Here is a 17077-nt window from a genome sequence, read left to right as displayed (position 1 = left end):
CTCAGGTGGCGCTGCGCTTCCCGGAGGAGGCCAGCTCACCCGCCCCGGCGCCCGACTCGGGAGTGGAGGCGAGAGCGGCGGGGTACGGCGCCTCGGCGGTGCCGGAACCGGTCAGGGCGGGGCCCCGGCGGAACGACTCCCCGCGACGCGAGTTGGTGCGGTTGGCCGTGACGCGCTCCCGCGAGATGCGGATGTTGTAGAGGATGAACGCGAGGGCGATGAAGGCGAGGAACACGCCGACCCCGGTGATCGCGATCGGGATGATCGGGTTGGAGCCGTCCTGCTCGGCGGCCGCGCCCTGGTCGGTGACGGTCAGCGTGACGCGCTGCTCGGGGGCGATGCCGGAGGCGTCCTGCTGAGCGGCGAGGTACGACTGGAAGATCGTCGACGCGGTCTGCGAGATGAGAACGGCGCGGTCGGGATCGGTCGACGCTCCGACGATCGAGAGGATCGGGAGGCTGAAGCGGCCCGGGTTCTGCTCGGAACCGGCCGGCTGCGTGGTGCGTCGCACCGCGCTGAGCTGCTCGGTGTCGGCCAGGGGGCCGATCGCGGCCTCGACCTGCGCGCGGATCTCGGAGCCGCTGACCAGGTAGGCGTAGATGACCGCCGTGTTGGTCAGGTCGTTCTGCTGAGCGGCAGTGGTTCCCTCGGTGATCGTCTGCCCGGGGACCTCGGCCTGGACGTAGCTCCTCGAGCCGCCGCCCAGGAGGATCGTGGTGTCCGCCTGGTAGGTCGACTCAGCCCGCGAGACGATCTCGCCGTCCTTGACGGTGTAGCCGGCCGCCATCGCGGCCAGGACGGCGACGATGAGACCGACGGCGAGGAGCCATTTGTAGCTCCAGAGCACTCGAAGGTAAAGGGGGACGGACATCTCGGTCTCGACTTCCAGACGGCGAGGTGTGGGACCTCGGGCGACACGCCGCGTGCTCGGAGGTTGCACTGCTGCTGCAAACGATGGAGCAACTCCTCCGTCCATCACGGCGGTAATGGCGGAACGGGTGGTGTGGCTGTCGACGTCTGGAGACGAGGACGTGACCTGGTGCGTGTGGCGGATTTCGAACGTGGGACGGTGTTCGGCCCGCTCTCCGAGCATGACGCGGAGGGGTCGGAACGAGCACAGTTCGGGACCCCGTTTGAGTGCGGTGCCCCGACACACTCATTGTGACCATAACCCACGACGTGTCGATGCCGGAAGTATTGCGGGTGTGTTAAGTCTGCCGGGCGGACGACCCGCCGAGCAGAGTGCGCACTTGCGTTCTTCTCAGGTGGTCGAGGATGGTAGTCCTTGTTCATTCCTGAGCGCGCCGCCCTCACGACAGGAGACGCATGGATGATGAGCACCAGTGCTCCACCACTGCCGCAGATCCACACGACCGACCCGCTACCCCTGACACCTCGTCGACCGCACTGACGGCCGACGGCACCGCCGCGCCCGCGCTGTCGATCCTGTACTCCTTCCCGCACGCCATCGGCTCCTCGGGCATCGGCTGGACGGCTCTCAACCAGGTGAGGGCACTCACTCAGGCCGGGCACCGCGTCACCGTGGTCGCCGCCAGCGTCGCGGCCCCTCTCGGCCCTGTCGCGCGCACGGTGACGACGCTGACGATTGCCGGGGTCCGCCTGCCCCACCGCGTCCTCGGCCGCAGCCGCAGCATCGCGCACCACGACCGGGTCACGGCGCGCATCCTCGCCGAGGGCGACTACGACGTCGTCCACGGATGGCCGTGGGGATCGGCGCGCACGTTCGACGAGGCCGCCCGTCTGGGCGTGGCCTCGGTGCGCGAGGCGCCGAACACGCACACCGCCCACGCCTTCGAGGTGGTGGCCGAGGAGTACCGGAGCCTCGGCATCACCCCGCCTCCGTCGTCACCTCACACCTACAACGCCGAGCGCCTGCGGCAGGAGGAGTGGGAGTGGGCCTCCGCCACCGCGATCCTCGTCCCCTCCGCCTCGGTCGAGCAGACCTTCCTCGAGAAGGGCTTCTCGCCCCGCAAGCTCCTGCGTCACCGCTACGGGGCGTTCATCGAGACGGACGTCGTCGTCGATCCGGACCCGCGGGACGACCCCGATCACGTCTTCACCGCCGTCTACGTCGGCAGGATCGAGCCCCGCAAGGGGCTCCTCTACGCTCTCGAGGCCTGGCGCGCCTCGCGGGCGAGCGGGATCGGCCGGTTCCTCGTCTACGGTGACTTCACCGCGGGCTACCGCGAGCGGCTGGCCGGTCTGCTGAACCAGCCCAGCGTCGAGCTGCGCGGCTTCACCGACGACGTGGCCGGCGTCTTCGCGAGCTCCGACGTGCTGATCCTCCCCACCATCGAGGAGGGAAGTGCTCTGGTGACCTCGGAGGCGCAGGCCGCCGGCTGCGTGCCGCTCGTCTCCTCCGCGGCAGGAGCGAACCTCGAGGACGGGGTGCAGGGCCTCGTGCACGCGCCCCGCGACGTCGCGGCGCTGACCGCTCACCTCGACCTCGTCTGCTCCGACCACGAACTGCTCGCCCGCATGCGGCGCGCGGCCCTCGCGAACCGCAGTCAGCTGACCTGGGAGCGTGCGGGCGTCGACCTCGTCGCCGCGTACCGGGCCGCCATGCGGCTCGTCGACACCGACGAGCTCCGATCCGACCACCCGAGGAACGACCACCTGTGAATCCCCGCGACGTCTCGATCATCCTGTGCACCCGCGAGAGACCGGACATGCTCCGCGAGGCGCTCGCCGCGATCGCCGCGGGCACCGATCCGGAGGTCGAGGTGATCGTCGTCGACTCCGCATCGACCGACCTGCGCACGCGCGAGGTCGCCCTGGCAGCCGGTGTCCGCTACGTGCGCACCGACACCAAGGGGCTCTCGATCGCGCGCAACCTCGGGCTCGCGTCCAGCGACCGACCCGTCGTCGTCTACACGGACGACGACTGCTCGCCGACCCCGGGCTGGATCGACGCGCTCGTCGAGGCGTTCGACGACGCCGAGGTGGCGGTCGCCACCGGCCGCATGCTCGATCACACTCTCGTCGACTCCGACGTCCCGCCCACCGACCGCATCAGCTACCGCACCCCGGTGCAGGGGCTGGACGCCGGTCACGGGGCCGTGATGGCCTTCCGCCGCTCGACCCTCCAGTCGATCGGCGGGTTCGACGACGTGCTGGGCGCCGGACGCTACCTCGCCGGCGCCGAGGATCTGGACATCTTCTGCCGCGCTCTCGCGGCGGGCAGCATCGCCGTGTTCGTGCCGGGGAGCGTCGTCCTGCACGTGAACACGCGCAATCCCACGGCCTATCGCCGTCTCATGCGCGGGTACGGACTGGGCCTGGGCGCTCTCGTGGGCAAGTGGTGGCGGCTGGCGCCGCTCGTCGGAGCGCGGATGAGCGCCACGCTCGCTGTGCGCAGCGGCCGCCGCCTCGTCCGCTCCGCGAAGGACCGCGGGCGCGGGTCGCGCGACGAGCTGGCCATGATCGAGGGGATCCTCCGCGGCTACCTCCGCTCACGGCACCTCCGGCTCTCTGGCTCGACCTTCGTCGACGAGTACCCGCCGACGCCGATCCGGATCCCCGAACCGGTCGTCGGCACCTCCGACTGATCCGGCCTCCGCTCCCCTCCTCCGCGCCCCCTCCTCCGCCCCCCGACCCGCCAGCAGGGAGCTCCCCATGACCCGTCCCGCCCGCCGTTCCGGCCGCCCGCACGCCGAACCCCTCCGCACGCTCGACGAGAAGTTCGTCTCGAACGCCATCGTCTACGAGGTCGCCCGACCGACCGGATCGATGATCATCGACGGCGCGCCCTTCCGCCGCGCCGACGGGTCGCTCGACCGCGAGCTCATCTACTCGGCGTGGGAGGCCTTCATCCGCACGTCGCCGGCGGTGCGGCAGCGGCTCGCTCGCGCACCCCTCGGGCTCTTCACCCCGTCGTGGGTGTCGGTCGACGAGATCGACGTCCGCGATCACGTGCGCTTCCACCCCGGAGTCGTCGAGTGGGACCCGCGTCACGTGGAGCTGCTCACGGGCGCCTTCAACGGTCCGATGGACCCGAAGGGCCCGCTCTGGGACATCCTCGTGGTCGAGCTCTCGACGGGTCAGCTCGGCTTCGCGGTGCGGATCCACCACGCCCTCGGCGACGGCATGTTCGGGCTCCTCCTCATCCAGGCGTTCTCCTCTGACGAGCCCGTCGACTTCGAGCCCTACACCGGTGCGCCGATGCGGTTCCCGGAGGATCCGCGCCCGCCGCGCGGGCCCCTCTCGCTGACCCTCGCCGCCAGGCGCCAGATCGCCTCGACCCACGCCTCCCTCTCGGACGAGTGGGCGGAGTGGAAGCGCAAGCCGCTGAAGAAGCGCATCACCAGGGTCGGTGGCCGCAACATCCGGTCGGTGCGCGACGCCTACATCCGCCGCTCCGGGATGCTCGAGCGCAGCATCAAGCCGCGCGACGCCGCGATCCTCACGGTCGACCTGCCGACGGCCAAGTCGGCCGCGCGCGCGGCGGGCGGCTCGGTGGCCGACCTCACCGTCGCCCTGGCACTGCACGCCTTCGCCGCTCTGCACCCCGAGCGGGCGGAGATCGCGACGCTCGTCCCCGTCTCGCCGCGCCGGGAGAAGAACGAGGTCAAGCGCAACCACGTGTCGATGGTGCGGGTCGCGGTGCCGGTCGCGCTCGGCCTGGCGGAGACCGTGGCGAGCGTCCGCGAGCAGGTGCAGCTCGCCGTCGAGTCGGGCGAGAGCGGGATCACCCGGGGCCTGAAGGACTGGCAGGGCTACGCGTCCTACCTCCCCGTCTTCCTCCGCCGCCGCTGGTTCGGCGCGGCCGAGATGGACTCGATGACCCTGTGGCCCGTCACCGAGCCGGACGACGAGGCCGCCGTCTTCGCCAGCTCGTTCGCGAAGCGCCTCGACATCGCGATCTCGGTGCGCTCCGACCTCGACGCCGACCTCTTCGTCGGCTCCATCGCCGCGTCGCTGGCCGAGGTGGGCGCTCCCGTGATCGATCCCCTCTCCCGGCGCGCTGCGGTGGCCGGCGACCGGCGCACTGCCGACCACCCGACCCCGACGACCGGCGACCGGGCCACCGACGACCAGCAGACAGGAACCTCCCGATGAGCCAGGGCGGCGGACCGCTGCGCACCCTCACCAAGGTGCGCACCTACCTCCAGGCCGTGCGCCTGCTCCACTTCCACGCCTACAGCCACGCCGACCAGGTGCCGCGCCTGACCCGCGGCGCCGACGTCTCGTTCGCTCCGAACGTGTCGTTCCGCAACGCCGAGCGGATCACGCTCGGCGCGGGCACCCACATCGGCGAGAACTCGCTGATCTGGGCCGGCAACTCGAGCGGACGGATCACCTTCGGCGAGAAGTGCCTCCTCGCGCCGAACGTCACGGTCACCGCGTCGAACTACGGCATCGTGCAGGGCACTCCCGTGATGGACCAGGCGAAGGTCGAGCGCGACATCGTGATCGGCCGCGACGTGTGGCTCGGCGCGAACGTCGTCGTCGTGGCCGGTGTCACCATCGGCGACGGTGCGATCGTCGGAGCAGGCGCCGTCGTCACGAAGGACCTGCCCGCGAACTGCATCGCCGGCGGCGTTCCGGCGAAGGTCATCGGGCAGCGACCGGAGGCGACCCGTGCCTGAGACCGTCGACACGAGCCTGGCGATCGTCGTCGTCAGCTACAACACCCGCGAGAAGACCCTCGCCTGCCTCGCCTCGATCCCCCGCGGCGACGCCCCGACCCCGCCGCACGTCATCGTCGTCGACAACGGCTCGTCCGACGGCAGTGCGGAGGCGGTCCGATCGGCGCATCCCGAGGCCACCGTCATCGAGGCGGGCGACAACCTCGGCTTCGCGCGCGGCGTGAACCGGGGCGTCGCGGTCGCGACCGAGCGCTACGTCCTGCTGCTCAACCCTGACACGCTCGTGCTCGACGGCTCGTTCCGCGCGCTGCTCGAGTTCGCCGTCGCCAATCCGCGGTACGGCGTCTACGGCGGGCGCACGCTGCGGCCCGACGGCACCGTCGACCCCTCCTCCTGCTGGGGAGCTCCGACGCTCTGGTCGCTCCTCACCTACGCGACCATGCTCTCGACCGCGTTCCGCGGCAATCCGCTGCTCGATCCGGAGTCGCTCGGCGGCTGGGAGCGCGACACCGTGCGCGAGGTCCCGATCATCACCGGCTGCCTCCTGCTGATGGAGCGCGACGAGTACGAGCGGGTCGGCCGGCTCGACGAGCGCTTCTTCCTCTACGGCGAGGACGCCGAATTCTCGATCCGCGCGCGCCGCGCGGGTCTGCACCCGGTGATCGTCCCCTCGGCCGTGATCGTGCACGACGTCGGAGCCTCGACCCGGGACGCGGCGACCGAGGGCAACTCGGGCCGCAAGATGGCGATGGTGATGGCGGGCAAGGTCACGATGATCCGCCTCTCGTGGAAGCCGCTGCCCGCGCGCATCGGCATCGCGCTGCTCCAGGCGGGCGCCCTCGTGCGCGCCGCGCTCGAGACGGCGACGCGCCGCAAGCGCCGCGCCTGGACCGAGGTCTGGCAGAAGCGCCGCGACTGGCGGGTCGGCTACCCGGAGGCCGAGCGCACGCTCTTCGGTCGCGAGCCGGGACAGGGCGCGTCGGCGGAGGCGGCCCGATGATCCCGGGAGGCAGCCGCACCCTGCGCGGCCGGCTGCGCACGCGCCTGCGCGGCCTGCTCTCCGGTGAGACCGCCGCGAGTCGCCGGCTCCGCGTGGAGGCCGAGCCCGCCTTCCGCACGCGCTACGCCAACCCCTACAACGCGCGCCTCTACACCGCGATGACGGCGGAGGGCGTGCTGGTGCGCGACCTGTCGTGGGCGCGGCTCCTGTTCGCGAAGGTCGACATCGTGCACCTGCACTGGCCCGACCTCACTTTCCTCAGCGGCGTGCGGCGGTACCGGGTCGTCGCGCGACTGGTCTTCTTCTTCGCGTTCCTCCGGGTCGCCCGGCTGCGGGGCACCCGCCTCATCTGGACCGCGCACAACGTCGCGTCGCACGAGGAGCGGGCGACGCCCTTCCTCCGCAACTGGTACCGCCGGGCGCTCACCGAGAACCTCGACGCGATCATCTGCCTCTCGGAGGAGGGGGTCACCGCGATGCGGCGCTCCTATCCGGAGCTCGCGGCGGTGCCCGCCTACGTGACCCCGCACGGCCACTACCGCCACGACTACGACTTCTCGCCGAGCCGCGCGGACGCGCGCCGACGACTCGGGCTCGACCCCGACGCCCGGCTGATCGTCTCGGTCGGGCAGATCCGCCCCTACAAGAACATCCCCACCCTGATCGAGCAGTTCCGCGCCCGCGACGACGACGGGACGCAGCTCGCGATCGCCGGGAACCCCGCCCGCGGGCCGCTGCGGGGAGTCATCCAGGAGGCGGTGTCGGGGGATCCCCGCATCCGCCTCGAGCTGTCGTTCCTGAGCGACGAGCGGATGGCGCTCTGGCTCCGCGCGAGCGACCTGGTGGTGCTCCCCTACTCGGCGATCCAGAACTCGGGGTCGGCGATCCTGGCCGTGTCGGCCGACCGGCCGGTCCTGGTGCCCGATCTCGGCGCGATGCACGAGCTGGCGGCGCTCGTGGGCCCGGAGTGGGTCCGCCTCTACGACGGCGACTTCGACCGCGCGGTGCTCGACGAGGCGCTCGCCTGGCTCGACGGACTGCCCGCCGACCGCCGCGCGGAGCTCTCGGCGCTCGAATGGGACGCGATCGCGCGATCGACGATCGAGGTCTACCGCCTCGTTCTGGGGGTACACCGACCGCGTGTCGGTTCTTGAATTCGCGAGAACGTAATGCGCGGGAAACGTTTCCAACGCTAGTTTTGGCACGAAACACCCCTTTCACCTTCCGTTCGGCGCTGAGACGCGCCGACCGGTCGTCGGTCGTCCCTGTCCGGCGTCTCGTCCCGGCATCCGCCGCCCCGCCCCGCCCGCCGCGTGAGAGATCCCGCGCAGAAACAGACAGGCCCCCGTGTTCCATCGCTCCATCTCGCAGCCGCGTCCCGCCGGCCGGCTGCGCCGACTCCTGACCGCGACCGCGGTGACCGCCGCCCTGGCCGCGGTCTCCGTCGCGACCGCCGTGCCCGCCCAGGCGGCCGACGCCGGCCGCTACGTCGTGACCGTCGACTCCTCCGCCGTCTCGACCAGCCTCGTGCGCGCGCTCGGTATCTCTCTCGATGCCTCGTACGGCGGAGGCGTCGCAGGATTCACCGCGACGCTCACGGCCCGCCAGCACGCGGTGCTCGCCGCCGACAGCCGGGTGCTCGCGCTCTCGCCCGCCGACCAGGTCGTCGACGGCGCCGCGCAGGTCATGCCCGCCCACGTCCTCGCCGCCGAGGCGGACAAGGCACCGGTCGTCGCCGGCGACGGAGTGACCTCGTGGAGCGGACCGGCCGTCGCGGTGATCGACTCCGGAGTCAGCGCCCACGCCGACTACACCCTCGCCAAGCAGGTCAACTGCTTCGGCTCCGGCACGGCCGAGGACGCGAACGGCCACGGGACCGGCGTCTCGGGCTACATGGCCGCCCTCGACAACGGCTCCGGCTCGGTCGGCATCGCTCCCGGCGCGCCGATCTACTCGGTCCGAGCGCTCGACGCGAACAACAAGGGCACCGTCGCGACTCTGATGTGCGCGCTCGACTGGGTCTCTCAGAACGCGGCGACCTACGACATCAAGGTCGTCAACATGTCGCTCGCCACCACCGGCGTCGACGACGGCAACTGCGGCTACACGAACGGCGACGCCATCCACCAGGCCGTCTGCGACCTCACCGCCAAGGGCGTCAGCGTCGTCTCGGCCTCCGGCAACTCGACGGCCGATCTCGCGAAGTGGATCCCGGCCGCCTACGACGAGGTCCTCGCCGTCACGAACTACGCGAACTACGACGGCAAGCCCGGCGGACTCGCCGCCGTGCCGTGCTCGAACGTCACCACCAAGGACGACAACTACACCGTCACCAGCAACTTCGCGGTCTCGGCCGCCGATCGGGCACACACCGTCGCCGCACCGGGCACCTGCCCCTACACCGCCAAGAAGGGCGGCGGCTTCGCGTACATCCAGACCGGCACGAGCATGTCCACGGCCGCCACCTCCGGTGTCGTCCTGGACTGCCTCGCCGCGGGCGGAGCCTGCGTGGGCCAGTCCCCGGCGCAGGTCATCGCGACGGTCATCGCCCAGGCGAAGTCCGCGACCCTCGACCGCGGGCGCACCTTCGTCGGCGACCCGACCGCCCCCGTCTCGGGCCGGTACTACGGCTACGCCGTGAGCACTGTCCCGGCCGGCGCCACGACGACGCCGACCCCGACCGCGACTCCGACGGTCACGCCCACCGCGACTCCGACGGCCACGGCGACCCCGACGGCCACCCCGACCGCGACTCCCACGGCCACGGCGACCCCGACGGCCACCCCGACTCCGACTGCGACGGCCACCCCGACCGCGACGGCCACCGCGACGCCCAAGCCGACCGCCACCCCGACGCCGACCACCGGTGCCGACACGGTCAAGCCGCAGGCGCAGATCGTCTCGCCGGGCAGCCAGTCGACCGTCGCCGGGACGGTGACGCTCGTGGCCAACGCGAGCGACAACGTCGGCGTCGCCGGCGTCGCCTTCTGGTCGGGATCGACCAAGCTCGGCAGCGCCGTCAAGCAGGCGGACGGCACCTGGTCGCTCACCGCGAACAGCAAGAACTGGCCGAACGCCACCTACGTCGTCGTCGCCAAGGCGACCGACGCGGCAGGCAACGTCGGCACGAGCACGTCGATCACGCTCCTCGTCAAGAACTGACCACCCCCTCCTCCGCGATCACAGCAGCACCACGAACGACAGCCACTCCGCACCAGACGCACCGCCCGCCCGGAACGCAGTGACGCGTCGTCGGGGTCGCACCCCACCGTGCGACCCCGGACCGCCGATCGACTCACGGCTCCCGCCGAGACACCGCCCGGGTACTCCCCTCGCCCTCACGAGTTGATCGGAAGACACCGCCATGACCACAGCGACCCCCACCTCCGCACCTCCTCACCGATCTCTGAGCGCGGTCCTCCTCGCGCTCGCAGTCGTCATCTCGGCCCTGTTCTTCGCCCCCGCGGCGACAGCGGCCACCGCCGACCGCTGGGTCTCGCCCAGCGGAACCGGGAGCGCCTGCACGCAGAGCGCACCGTGCTCGCTCTCGACCGGCGTCCAGAACGCCCCTGCCGGCAGCGCGATCCTGCTGACCTCCGGCTCCTACCCCGACGTCACGCTCAAGGGCGGCAAGGCGACCACCGCGGCGCCGCTCACCGTGTCGCCGGCTCCCGGCGCCTCGCCCCTCTTCAACCGGGTGAAGAGCTACGTGGCCAACGTGGTGTGGAGCGACATCACCGTCGGCATCACCTTCTACCTCTACGGCGCGAACCAGACCGTCGAGTCCTCGCACTTCGACAAGGGCGGCCTCTTCGTCCGCAGCGCGGGCGCGGTCGTCCGCGACTCGCTCTTCGAGGGCGGCTCGTCGATCGACGGCATCCAGGTCGGCGGGGCGTCGAACGTGCTCGTCGAGAACAACCGGGTCCGCGACTACAACCAGAACATCAACAACGGACTCCACGCCGACTGCATCCAGGTCTTCGAGAGCACCGGCGTCACCATCCGCGGCAACACCGTGTCCAACTGCTACAACGCCGGCCTGATCCTCTCTCCGGGCAGCGGCTCCGGCATGAGCGACATCACGGTCGAGTCCAACTTCATCCAGGGCTGCGTCGTCATCACCTCGGCCTGCCGCGGAGGGTCGTCGGCCGACCTGCGCGAGCCGTCGGCGAGCAACCTGCTCATCCGCAACAACACCTTCGTCAACGGGTCGCTGCGCGTGGGCGGAGCGGCGAACACCGTCTTCGACCGCAACATCGTCAGCTACCTGTCGGCGTGCGACAGCCCGATGTCGAACACGATCGTCTCGCGCTGGAACACCAGCCTCTGCGCGACGCCGGTGCTGCTGAACACCCAGGGCAACGTCCAGGGCACCCCGCAGTTCGTGTCGCTCGCGACCGCCGACCTCCACCTCGCGGTCGGATCCGACGCCGTCATCTCGGGATGGGGCTCGACCTCGCCCGCCGCCATCGACATCGACGGTCAGCGGTTCGCCTCGAACATCGCAGGGGCCGACTCGGTCACGGCCACGGGAGGCACGACGCCGACGGCGACGCCGACCCCGACCGAGACTCCGACCCCGACGGCGACGCCCACCCCGACGCCGACGTCCACCACTCCCGTCCCGACTCCGACCGCGACGACACCGGTGCCGGAGGATCCTGAGACGCCGAGCGAGCCCGAGGAGCCCAGCGAGCCCGGTCAGCCCGAGCCGCCGGTCGTGGACACTACCGCTCCTGCCGTCTCCATCACCGCGCCCGCCTCGGGCATCGTGGTGAGCGGCGTCACGACGGCCACCGCCGAGGCGACCGACGATGTGGCCGTGACCGGTGTCACCTTCTACGTCGGCAGCCTCAAGGTCGGCAACGGGACGAAGATGTCGGAGTCGACGTGGTCGCTGACCACGAACACCCAGGGGATGCGCGGGACCTTCCCGCTGACCGCCCGGGCGACCGATGCGGCCGGCAATGTCACCATCAGCGCCCCGGTGACGATCACGCTGAGGTAGCACGACCCGATCGCAGACGGCCCGGCACCCTCCTCGCGGAGGGGGCCGGGCCGTTCGGCGCTCACAGCCCCTGCGCTCACGGCCTCCGCGCTCACGCCCCCTGCGGTCACGCCGGGGGCCACCGCGTCAAGGACCGGCGCTCGCGCGGTCCGGGCCGTAGCGTCGGAGCGGTGCGGCCGACCATCGGCCGCCCGAGAGAGGGTCACCATGAGCGACACCGAGCAGAACCAGCCCGTCATGGACGGAGCGGGAGACGCGAGCAACGACGAGAAGCTGAGCGGCCTCATCGAGCAGGTCGACAACGACCACGGCGACGAGGGAGCCGGCGCGATGGCCGACGCCCTGCGCGCCCGCGCCGACGAGACCGACACCGAGATCACCTCCTCCGACGAGGACTGACCCGCTCCGGCCGCCGCGGGGGATGCCGCCGGTCAGCGGTCCGCGAGCGGGGGGAACGCGCGGCGGGGGGCCGCCGGCCCCGCGGGCAGGCTCGCGCGGGCGCGGTGCAGGAAGACGGCGGTCGTGATGACCCGGGTCCGAGCGGGGGACGCGTCGAGCGGGCCGATGAGGCTCTGGATACGCGCGAGCCGGTCGTAAAGGGTCTGCCGGCCGACTCCGAGCGCGGCGGCCGTGGCAGTCTTGGATCCCCAGAGCGAGGCGAACGTCTCGAGGGTCGTCAGCAGCTCCGAGCGGTGCGCGAGCAGCGGGCCGAGCACCTCCTCGACGAAGTCGTCGGCCTCGGCGTCGTCGCGCAGTGTGCTCGCGAACCGCTCCAGGCGGTGGTGCCGGGAGTCGACCACGCCGACGCCGGCGGGCGCCCAGTCGCGCACCCCCCGCACCTCCGCCAGCTCTCTCTGCACCCGGCCCTGATCGCCGAGGCCGCTGCCCACGCAGATCAGCCCGCCGCCGCTCGAGAGCCGGGATCTCATCAGGTGCGCCGCACCGTCGAGGAGCGCCGAGCGCCCCGCCTCCATCGCCGCCGCATCGGCGAACGGGAGCAGCGCCAGCACCTCGGCGCCGACCACGCCGAGCACGGGCGCCGGATCGGCGCCGGCGGCGGCGACGGTGTCGCGGAGCGCGCGCAGCAACCGGTCGTCGTGGTCGACGTCGGCCCAGAGCCCGAGGTAGCGGCCGCGCGTTCCCGCGCCCAGGCGCCCGAGGAGGGCCTCGACCTGCAGCTCGATCGCCGGATCCGACCGCGACTCGTCGGCCGTGAGGACCGCGAAGAGCTGGGCCGTCAAGCGCTCCGGCACCGACGGCGGCCGGTGGCGCAGCAGCGCGATCGCCAGCACGTCAGGGGCGCGGTCGAGGGCGACGGCGACCGAGTGGAGATCGGCGTCCTCGTGCGCCCGCAGGTAGAGCGTGCCGAGGAGCGAGTCTCCCGCCCGGAGGACGCCCGAGGAGGAGCCCGCCGTCCGTGCGGTGTCGATCCCGCGGCCGGGAGCCGCGCGTGCGAGCTCCTCGCCGGTCAGGGAGACGAGCGTCGCGGAGGCGCCCGTCGCGGTCGAGACGACCCTCATCAGCTCGTCGATCCCGGCGTCGGCGGCCGCCGCCTCGCTCAGCAGACCGGACATTCTGTCGGCCATCCGCAGACTCCGGAACTTCTGCTCGGTCAGCCGGGTGTTGACGCTCTCGCAGACCTGGACGAAGGGCACGCGGCGCGAGAGGGTCAGCACCGCGAGGCCGAGCTCGTCGGCCGCGGCGAGCAGCGGCGACGGAAGACGCGGGAGGCGCAGCGAGAGCTCGACGGCCAGGGCACCGACCCCGGAGTCGACGAGGGACGCGACGTACCGGCGGCACTCCTCCGCGTCCTGGTCGAGCGAGAGGTGGACACCCTCCATCAGGAGCAGCTCGCCGCCGAGGAGCAGCGGCGCCACGTCGAGCTGCTCGCTCGCGTGCGCCCAGCGGATGAGGGCGCGGTCGGCACCCGGTCCGCCGCCGACCAGCACGGGTTCCGCGGCGGCGAGGAGCGGATCGCGGAGGGCATCGGAGAGCAGGTAGGCCATACAGAACGTCCTCTCGCGTCACGGCGAATTTACACGGCCGCGCGCCGCTGGAAACGGCCCGGAACGAGAGTGGACCCACCCCAGCTCCACCTCACGCCCCGAGAGGAACCGCCATGAGCACCGACGCCCTGCACGGCACCGCCAGCGACACCGAGGACGCCCTCAGCCCCCTCCCCGACTCCCGCCGCACCGCCCGCCTCGACGGCCAGTTCTGGATCTGGGCCGGCGCCAACATCGCCCCCATCAACTGGGTGCTCGGCGCCCTCGGTGTGAACATGGGCCTCGGCCTCTGGGACACCGTCACCGTCCTCGTCCTCGGCAACGTCGTCGGCATGGCCGTCTTCGGCTTCTTCGTCCTGCTCGGGCAGCGCACCGGGGCGACCGGCATGCTGATCGGCCGCTCCGTCTTCGGCAGACGCGGCAACTACGCGCCCGCCGCCGTCCAGGCGGTGGTCGTGATCGGCTGGTGCGCGATCAACACCTGGATCGTCCTCGATCTCGTGATCGCACTGCTCGGCTCCGTCGGGCTCGTCGACCCGGAGGAGGCGAACGTCGGCTGGAAGATCGCCGTCGCCGCCGTGATCATGGCGATCCAGGTCGCGATCTCGTTCCTCGGCTACCGCGCCATCGCGGCGTTCGAGCGCTGGACCGTGCCGCCGACCCTCCTGGTGCTCGCGCTGATGTCGATCGTCGCCTGGTTCTTCCTCGACATCGACTGGTCCTACGCCGGCCCCGCCGAGGGCGCCCTCACCGGAGGCGACCGCCTCGCCGCCATGTCGATCGTCATGACCGCGATCGGCATCGGCTGGGGCCTCACCTGGCTCGCCTACGCCGGCGACTACTCCCGGTTCGTCAGCCCCCGCTCCTCGAAGCGGAAGCTCTACTTCGCGAGCGTCCTCGGCCAGTTCATCCCCGTCGTCTGGCTGGGGGTGCTCGGCGCGACCCTCGCGACCACGAACGGCTCGGTCGACCCGGGCCAGCTGATCGTCGAGAACTTCGGCGCCCTGGCGATCCCGGTGCTGCTGCTCGTGGTGCACGGGCCGATCGCGACGAACGTGCTCAACATCTACTCGTTCGGCATGGCGACGCAGGCGCTCGACATCCGGCTCGGTCGCCGCACGCTGAGCCTCATCGTCGGCGTGCTGGCCTTCATCGCCTCGGTGTTCTTCGTCTTCCAGGACGATCTCGCGACCACCCTCGACGCCTGGCTGGTCGGCCTGGTCGGCTGGGTCGCCCCGTGGGGCGCGATCGTGCTCGTGCACTACACGGTGTTCGAGCCGCGGGTCCGCTCGTTCGGGCACCTCTTCGCCCCGGTCGGCTCGCCCCTGCTGCCGGACGTCCGCTGGCGCGCGCTTCTGTCGTTCGCGATCGGTGCGACCCTCACCTGGCTCTTCATGAACGGCTCGGTCCCCGCGCTGCAGGGACCGGCGGCGACGGCGCTCGGCGGCATCGACGTGTCGTGGCTGGCAGGCGGCGTCTCTGCCGGAGTCGCCTACCTCCTCCTCGGGCGCCGCGACGCCGTCGCCTGGGTCGAGCGGCGGGAGGCGGCCGAGCCCGTCGCGCAGCCCGAGTCCCTCCGCAGCTGACTGCAGCCCCTCCCCTCAGCACCACGAACGGAACCGCCATGCCCCTCCTCATCACCGACGCCTCCGTCATCACCATGGACCCGGTCTCGGGCGCCGTCCCGATCACGGCGAGCATCCGGATCGTCGACGACGTCATCACGGCGATCGGCCCCGGCCTCCTCCCCGAGCCCGGCGACGAGGTGATCGACGGCCGTGACCGCCTGGTCACCCCCGGCTTCGTGAACGCCCACACGCACTCGTGGGAGTACCTCTTCAAGGGCCGCTACGACAATCTGCCGCTCGAGCTGTGGATGCTGCTCTCGTACCCGATCCTCGGCGACAGCCGCGTCGCTCCGGATCTCGTGCGCCTGCGCTCGTCGCTGTTCGCCCTCGAGTCGCTCAAGGCGGGCGTCACGACCCTCGTCGACGACGTGCTCGAGAACCCCGACCAGGACGCGGAGCAGCTCGCGGCGGTGTTCGACGCCTACGACGAGATCGGCGTGCGGGCCAACATCTCGGGGCACGTGATCAGCAAGCCGTTCTACGAGACGATGCCGTTCGTCGAGGAGTACCTGCCCGCCGAGATCCTCGACTCGGTGCGCTCGGCCGCGCGGCCGACGACGGAGGGGTACCTGGCGTTCAGCCGCGAGGCGTTCGCCACCCAGCACGGGCGCGGGGGCGGGCGGCTGCGCTACATGGTGGCCCCCTCCGCCCCCCAGCGCTGCGGACCCGAGCTGCTCACCGGAGCCACCGAGCTCGCGCTCGAGCACGACGCGGAGTGCCACATCCACGTGCTCGAGACGAAGACCCAGCTCGTGACCGGCGAGGAGTTCTACGGCTCGACCCTGGTCGAGTACATGGAGCGGGTCGGGGCCCTCTCGACGAACACCACGTTCGCCCACGGGATCTGGCTGACCGACTCCGACATGGCGCTGGTCGCGGCCGCCGGGACCTCGATCTCGCACAACCCGATCTCGAACCTCAAGCTCGGCTCGGGCATCGCGCCCTGGCGGGCGCTGCACGACGCCGGCGTGAACCTCGGGCTCGGCACCGACGGCTGCTCGAGCAGCGACTCCCCGAGGATGCTCGACGTGGTCAAGGCCGCCGCGCTGCTGCACAAAGTGACCGACCCCGACCTCTCGACCTGGCCGACCGTGGCCGAGGTGCTCACCGCGGGGACCATCGGAGGCGCGCGCAGCGCCGTGCTCGACACCGTCACCGGGAGCATCGAGGTCGGCAAGCAGGCCGACCTCGTGCTCTTCGACCTCGAGACGCTGAACTTCACTCCGCGGCAGCGTCTCGAGAACCAGCTCGTCTACTCCGAGAACGGCTCGTCGATCGACACGGTGATCGTGGCCGGGCGGATCGTCGTCGCCGGCGGGGAGTCGACGACGGTCGACGAGGCGGCGCTCCGAGCGGATCTGAAGGAGCAGCTCGGCGAGATCGTCGCCCGGCACGACTCGCTCGATCGCACCAACGGCGTGCTGACCGAGCCGTTCCGCCGGATGTACGAGCGCGCGATGCGACGGGAATCACCGGTCGACCGCTTCAGCGGGCACCGCCTGGTCTGACCCCGCGGCGCCCCGGGGATCTCCTCCGGCTCGACGGATCGCGCTCGGCTCGCAGGAGCCCTGCGAGCCGGCGAGCCGGACGCGGTTCTGCGAGCCCGAGACGCCCCGGTCAGGGCCGGACGGCGCGTCCGGGAGGCGCCCCGTCCCCGGAGGAGGCACGCCGATTCGGAGGAATCCTCATCGGTGACGAGCGCTCGAACCTCGCCCATAGGGTCACTGCAAGAGCGCCGGAGACTCCTCCGGATCCTGCCCAGGCGATCGTCACCCCGCAGTGCCGCGGTAGCGAACGGTCGCCCCTCCGACCTCGACGCCCGGAAG

Annotated in this window: 13 protein-coding genes; 11 read left to right on the top strand and 2 right to left on the bottom strand. The window is 71.7% G+C overall.

Going from position 1 to position 17077, the window contains the following annotated elements; all coding sequences use genetic code 11:
- Nucleotide 1: 1 nt before the first annotated feature.
- The gene (locus B9Y99_RS00150) at nt 2–871 is read right to left on the bottom strand and encodes a YveK family protein (RefSeq protein WP_129587832.1); all 870 of its coding nucleotides are present in this window, start codon (nt 869–871) and stop codon (nt 2–4) included.
- A 455-nt stretch (nt 872–1326) separates the two neighbouring features.
- Between B9Y99_RS00150 and B9Y99_RS00145 the strand changes: the two genes are divergently transcribed.
- From B9Y99_RS00145 to B9Y99_RS00100, 9 genes are all read left to right on the top strand, one after another.
- Entirely contained in the window at nt 1327–2643 is a 1317-nt protein-coding gene (locus B9Y99_RS00145; RefSeq protein ID WP_085474606.1) for a glycosyltransferase family 4 protein, read from the top strand.
- Nucleotides 2640–3569: a glycosyltransferase family 2 protein gene (locus tag B9Y99_RS00140; protein ID WP_085474605.1), complete on the top strand. Its 930-nt coding sequence runs from the start codon at nt 2640–2642 to the stop codon at nt 3567–3569. Before B9Y99_RS00145 ends, B9Y99_RS00140 begins: the two co-directional genes overlap by 4 nt.
- A gap of 67 nt (nt 3570–3636) precedes the next feature.
- Complete coding sequence (locus B9Y99_RS00135; protein ID WP_085474604.1) at nt 3637–5079, top strand: wax ester/triacylglycerol synthase domain-containing protein; 1443 nt, start codon at nt 3637–3639, stop codon at nt 5077–5079.
- Complete coding sequence (locus B9Y99_RS19325) at nt 5076–5609, top strand: acyltransferase (protein WP_085474603.1); 534 nt, start codon at nt 5076–5078, stop codon at nt 5607–5609. The genes B9Y99_RS00135 and B9Y99_RS19325 overlap by 4 nt, the downstream gene beginning before the upstream one ends.
- Nucleotides 5602–6609 carry a glycosyltransferase family 2 protein gene (locus B9Y99_RS00125; RefSeq protein ID WP_165759495.1) on the top strand — a complete coding sequence of 336 codons (1008 nt, stop codon included), beginning with the start codon at nt 5602–5604 and terminating at the stop codon, nt 6607–6609. The genes B9Y99_RS19325 and B9Y99_RS00125 overlap by 8 nt, the downstream gene beginning before the upstream one ends.
- Nucleotides 6606–7763, top strand: coding sequence for a glycosyltransferase family 4 protein (locus B9Y99_RS00120; protein WP_085474602.1), 1158 nt, complete (start codon nt 6606–6608; stop codon nt 7761–7763). The genes B9Y99_RS00125 and B9Y99_RS00120 overlap by 4 nt, the downstream gene beginning before the upstream one ends.
- 193 nt (nt 7764–7956) lie before the next feature.
- Nucleotides 7957–9771 carry an Ig-like domain-containing protein gene (locus tag B9Y99_RS18670; RefSeq protein ID WP_165759494.1) on the top strand — a complete coding sequence of 605 codons (1815 nt, stop codon included), beginning with the start codon at nt 7957–7959 and terminating at the stop codon, nt 9769–9771.
- A gap of 202 nt (nt 9772–9973) precedes the next feature.
- The gene (locus B9Y99_RS00105) at nt 9974–11617 is read left to right on the top strand and encodes a right-handed parallel beta-helix repeat-containing protein (protein ID WP_085474600.1); all 1644 of its coding nucleotides are present in this window, start codon (nt 9974–9976) and stop codon (nt 11615–11617) included.
- Nucleotides 11618–11824: 207 nt separating this feature from the next.
- Nucleotides 11825–12016, top strand: a complete 192-nt coding sequence (locus B9Y99_RS00100; RefSeq protein WP_085474599.1) for a hypothetical protein — start codon at nt 11825–11827, stop codon at nt 12014–12016.
- 32 nt (nt 12017–12048) lie between these two features.
- On the opposite strand, the gene B9Y99_RS00095 is transcribed toward B9Y99_RS00100, so the two are convergent.
- Entirely contained in the window at nt 12049–13623 is a 1575-nt protein-coding gene (locus tag B9Y99_RS00095; RefSeq protein WP_085474598.1) for a PucR family transcriptional regulator, read from the bottom strand.
- Between the two features lie 113 nt (nt 13624–13736).
- Between B9Y99_RS00095 and B9Y99_RS00090 the strand changes: the two genes are divergently transcribed.
- Nucleotides 13737–15209, top strand: coding sequence for a purine-cytosine permease family protein (locus B9Y99_RS00090; protein ID WP_085474597.1), 1473 nt, complete (start codon nt 13737–13739; stop codon nt 15207–15209).
- A gap of 38 nt (nt 15210–15247) precedes the next feature.
- A complete protein-coding gene (locus B9Y99_RS00085; RefSeq protein WP_085474596.1) occupies nt 15248–16759 on the top strand; it encodes an amidohydrolase family protein in 1512 nt (503 codons plus the stop codon).
- Nucleotides 16760–17077: the final 318 nt, after the last annotated feature.

Origin of the sequence: Rathayibacter oskolensis (assembly GCF_900177245.1) — a bacterium.
Lineage (GTDB): Bacteria > Actinomycetota > Actinomycetes > Actinomycetales > Microbacteriaceae > Rathayibacter > Rathayibacter oskolensis.
The sequence above is the reverse complement of the archived record's forward strand: the minus strand, read 5'-3'. Positions and strand labels throughout refer to the sequence as shown.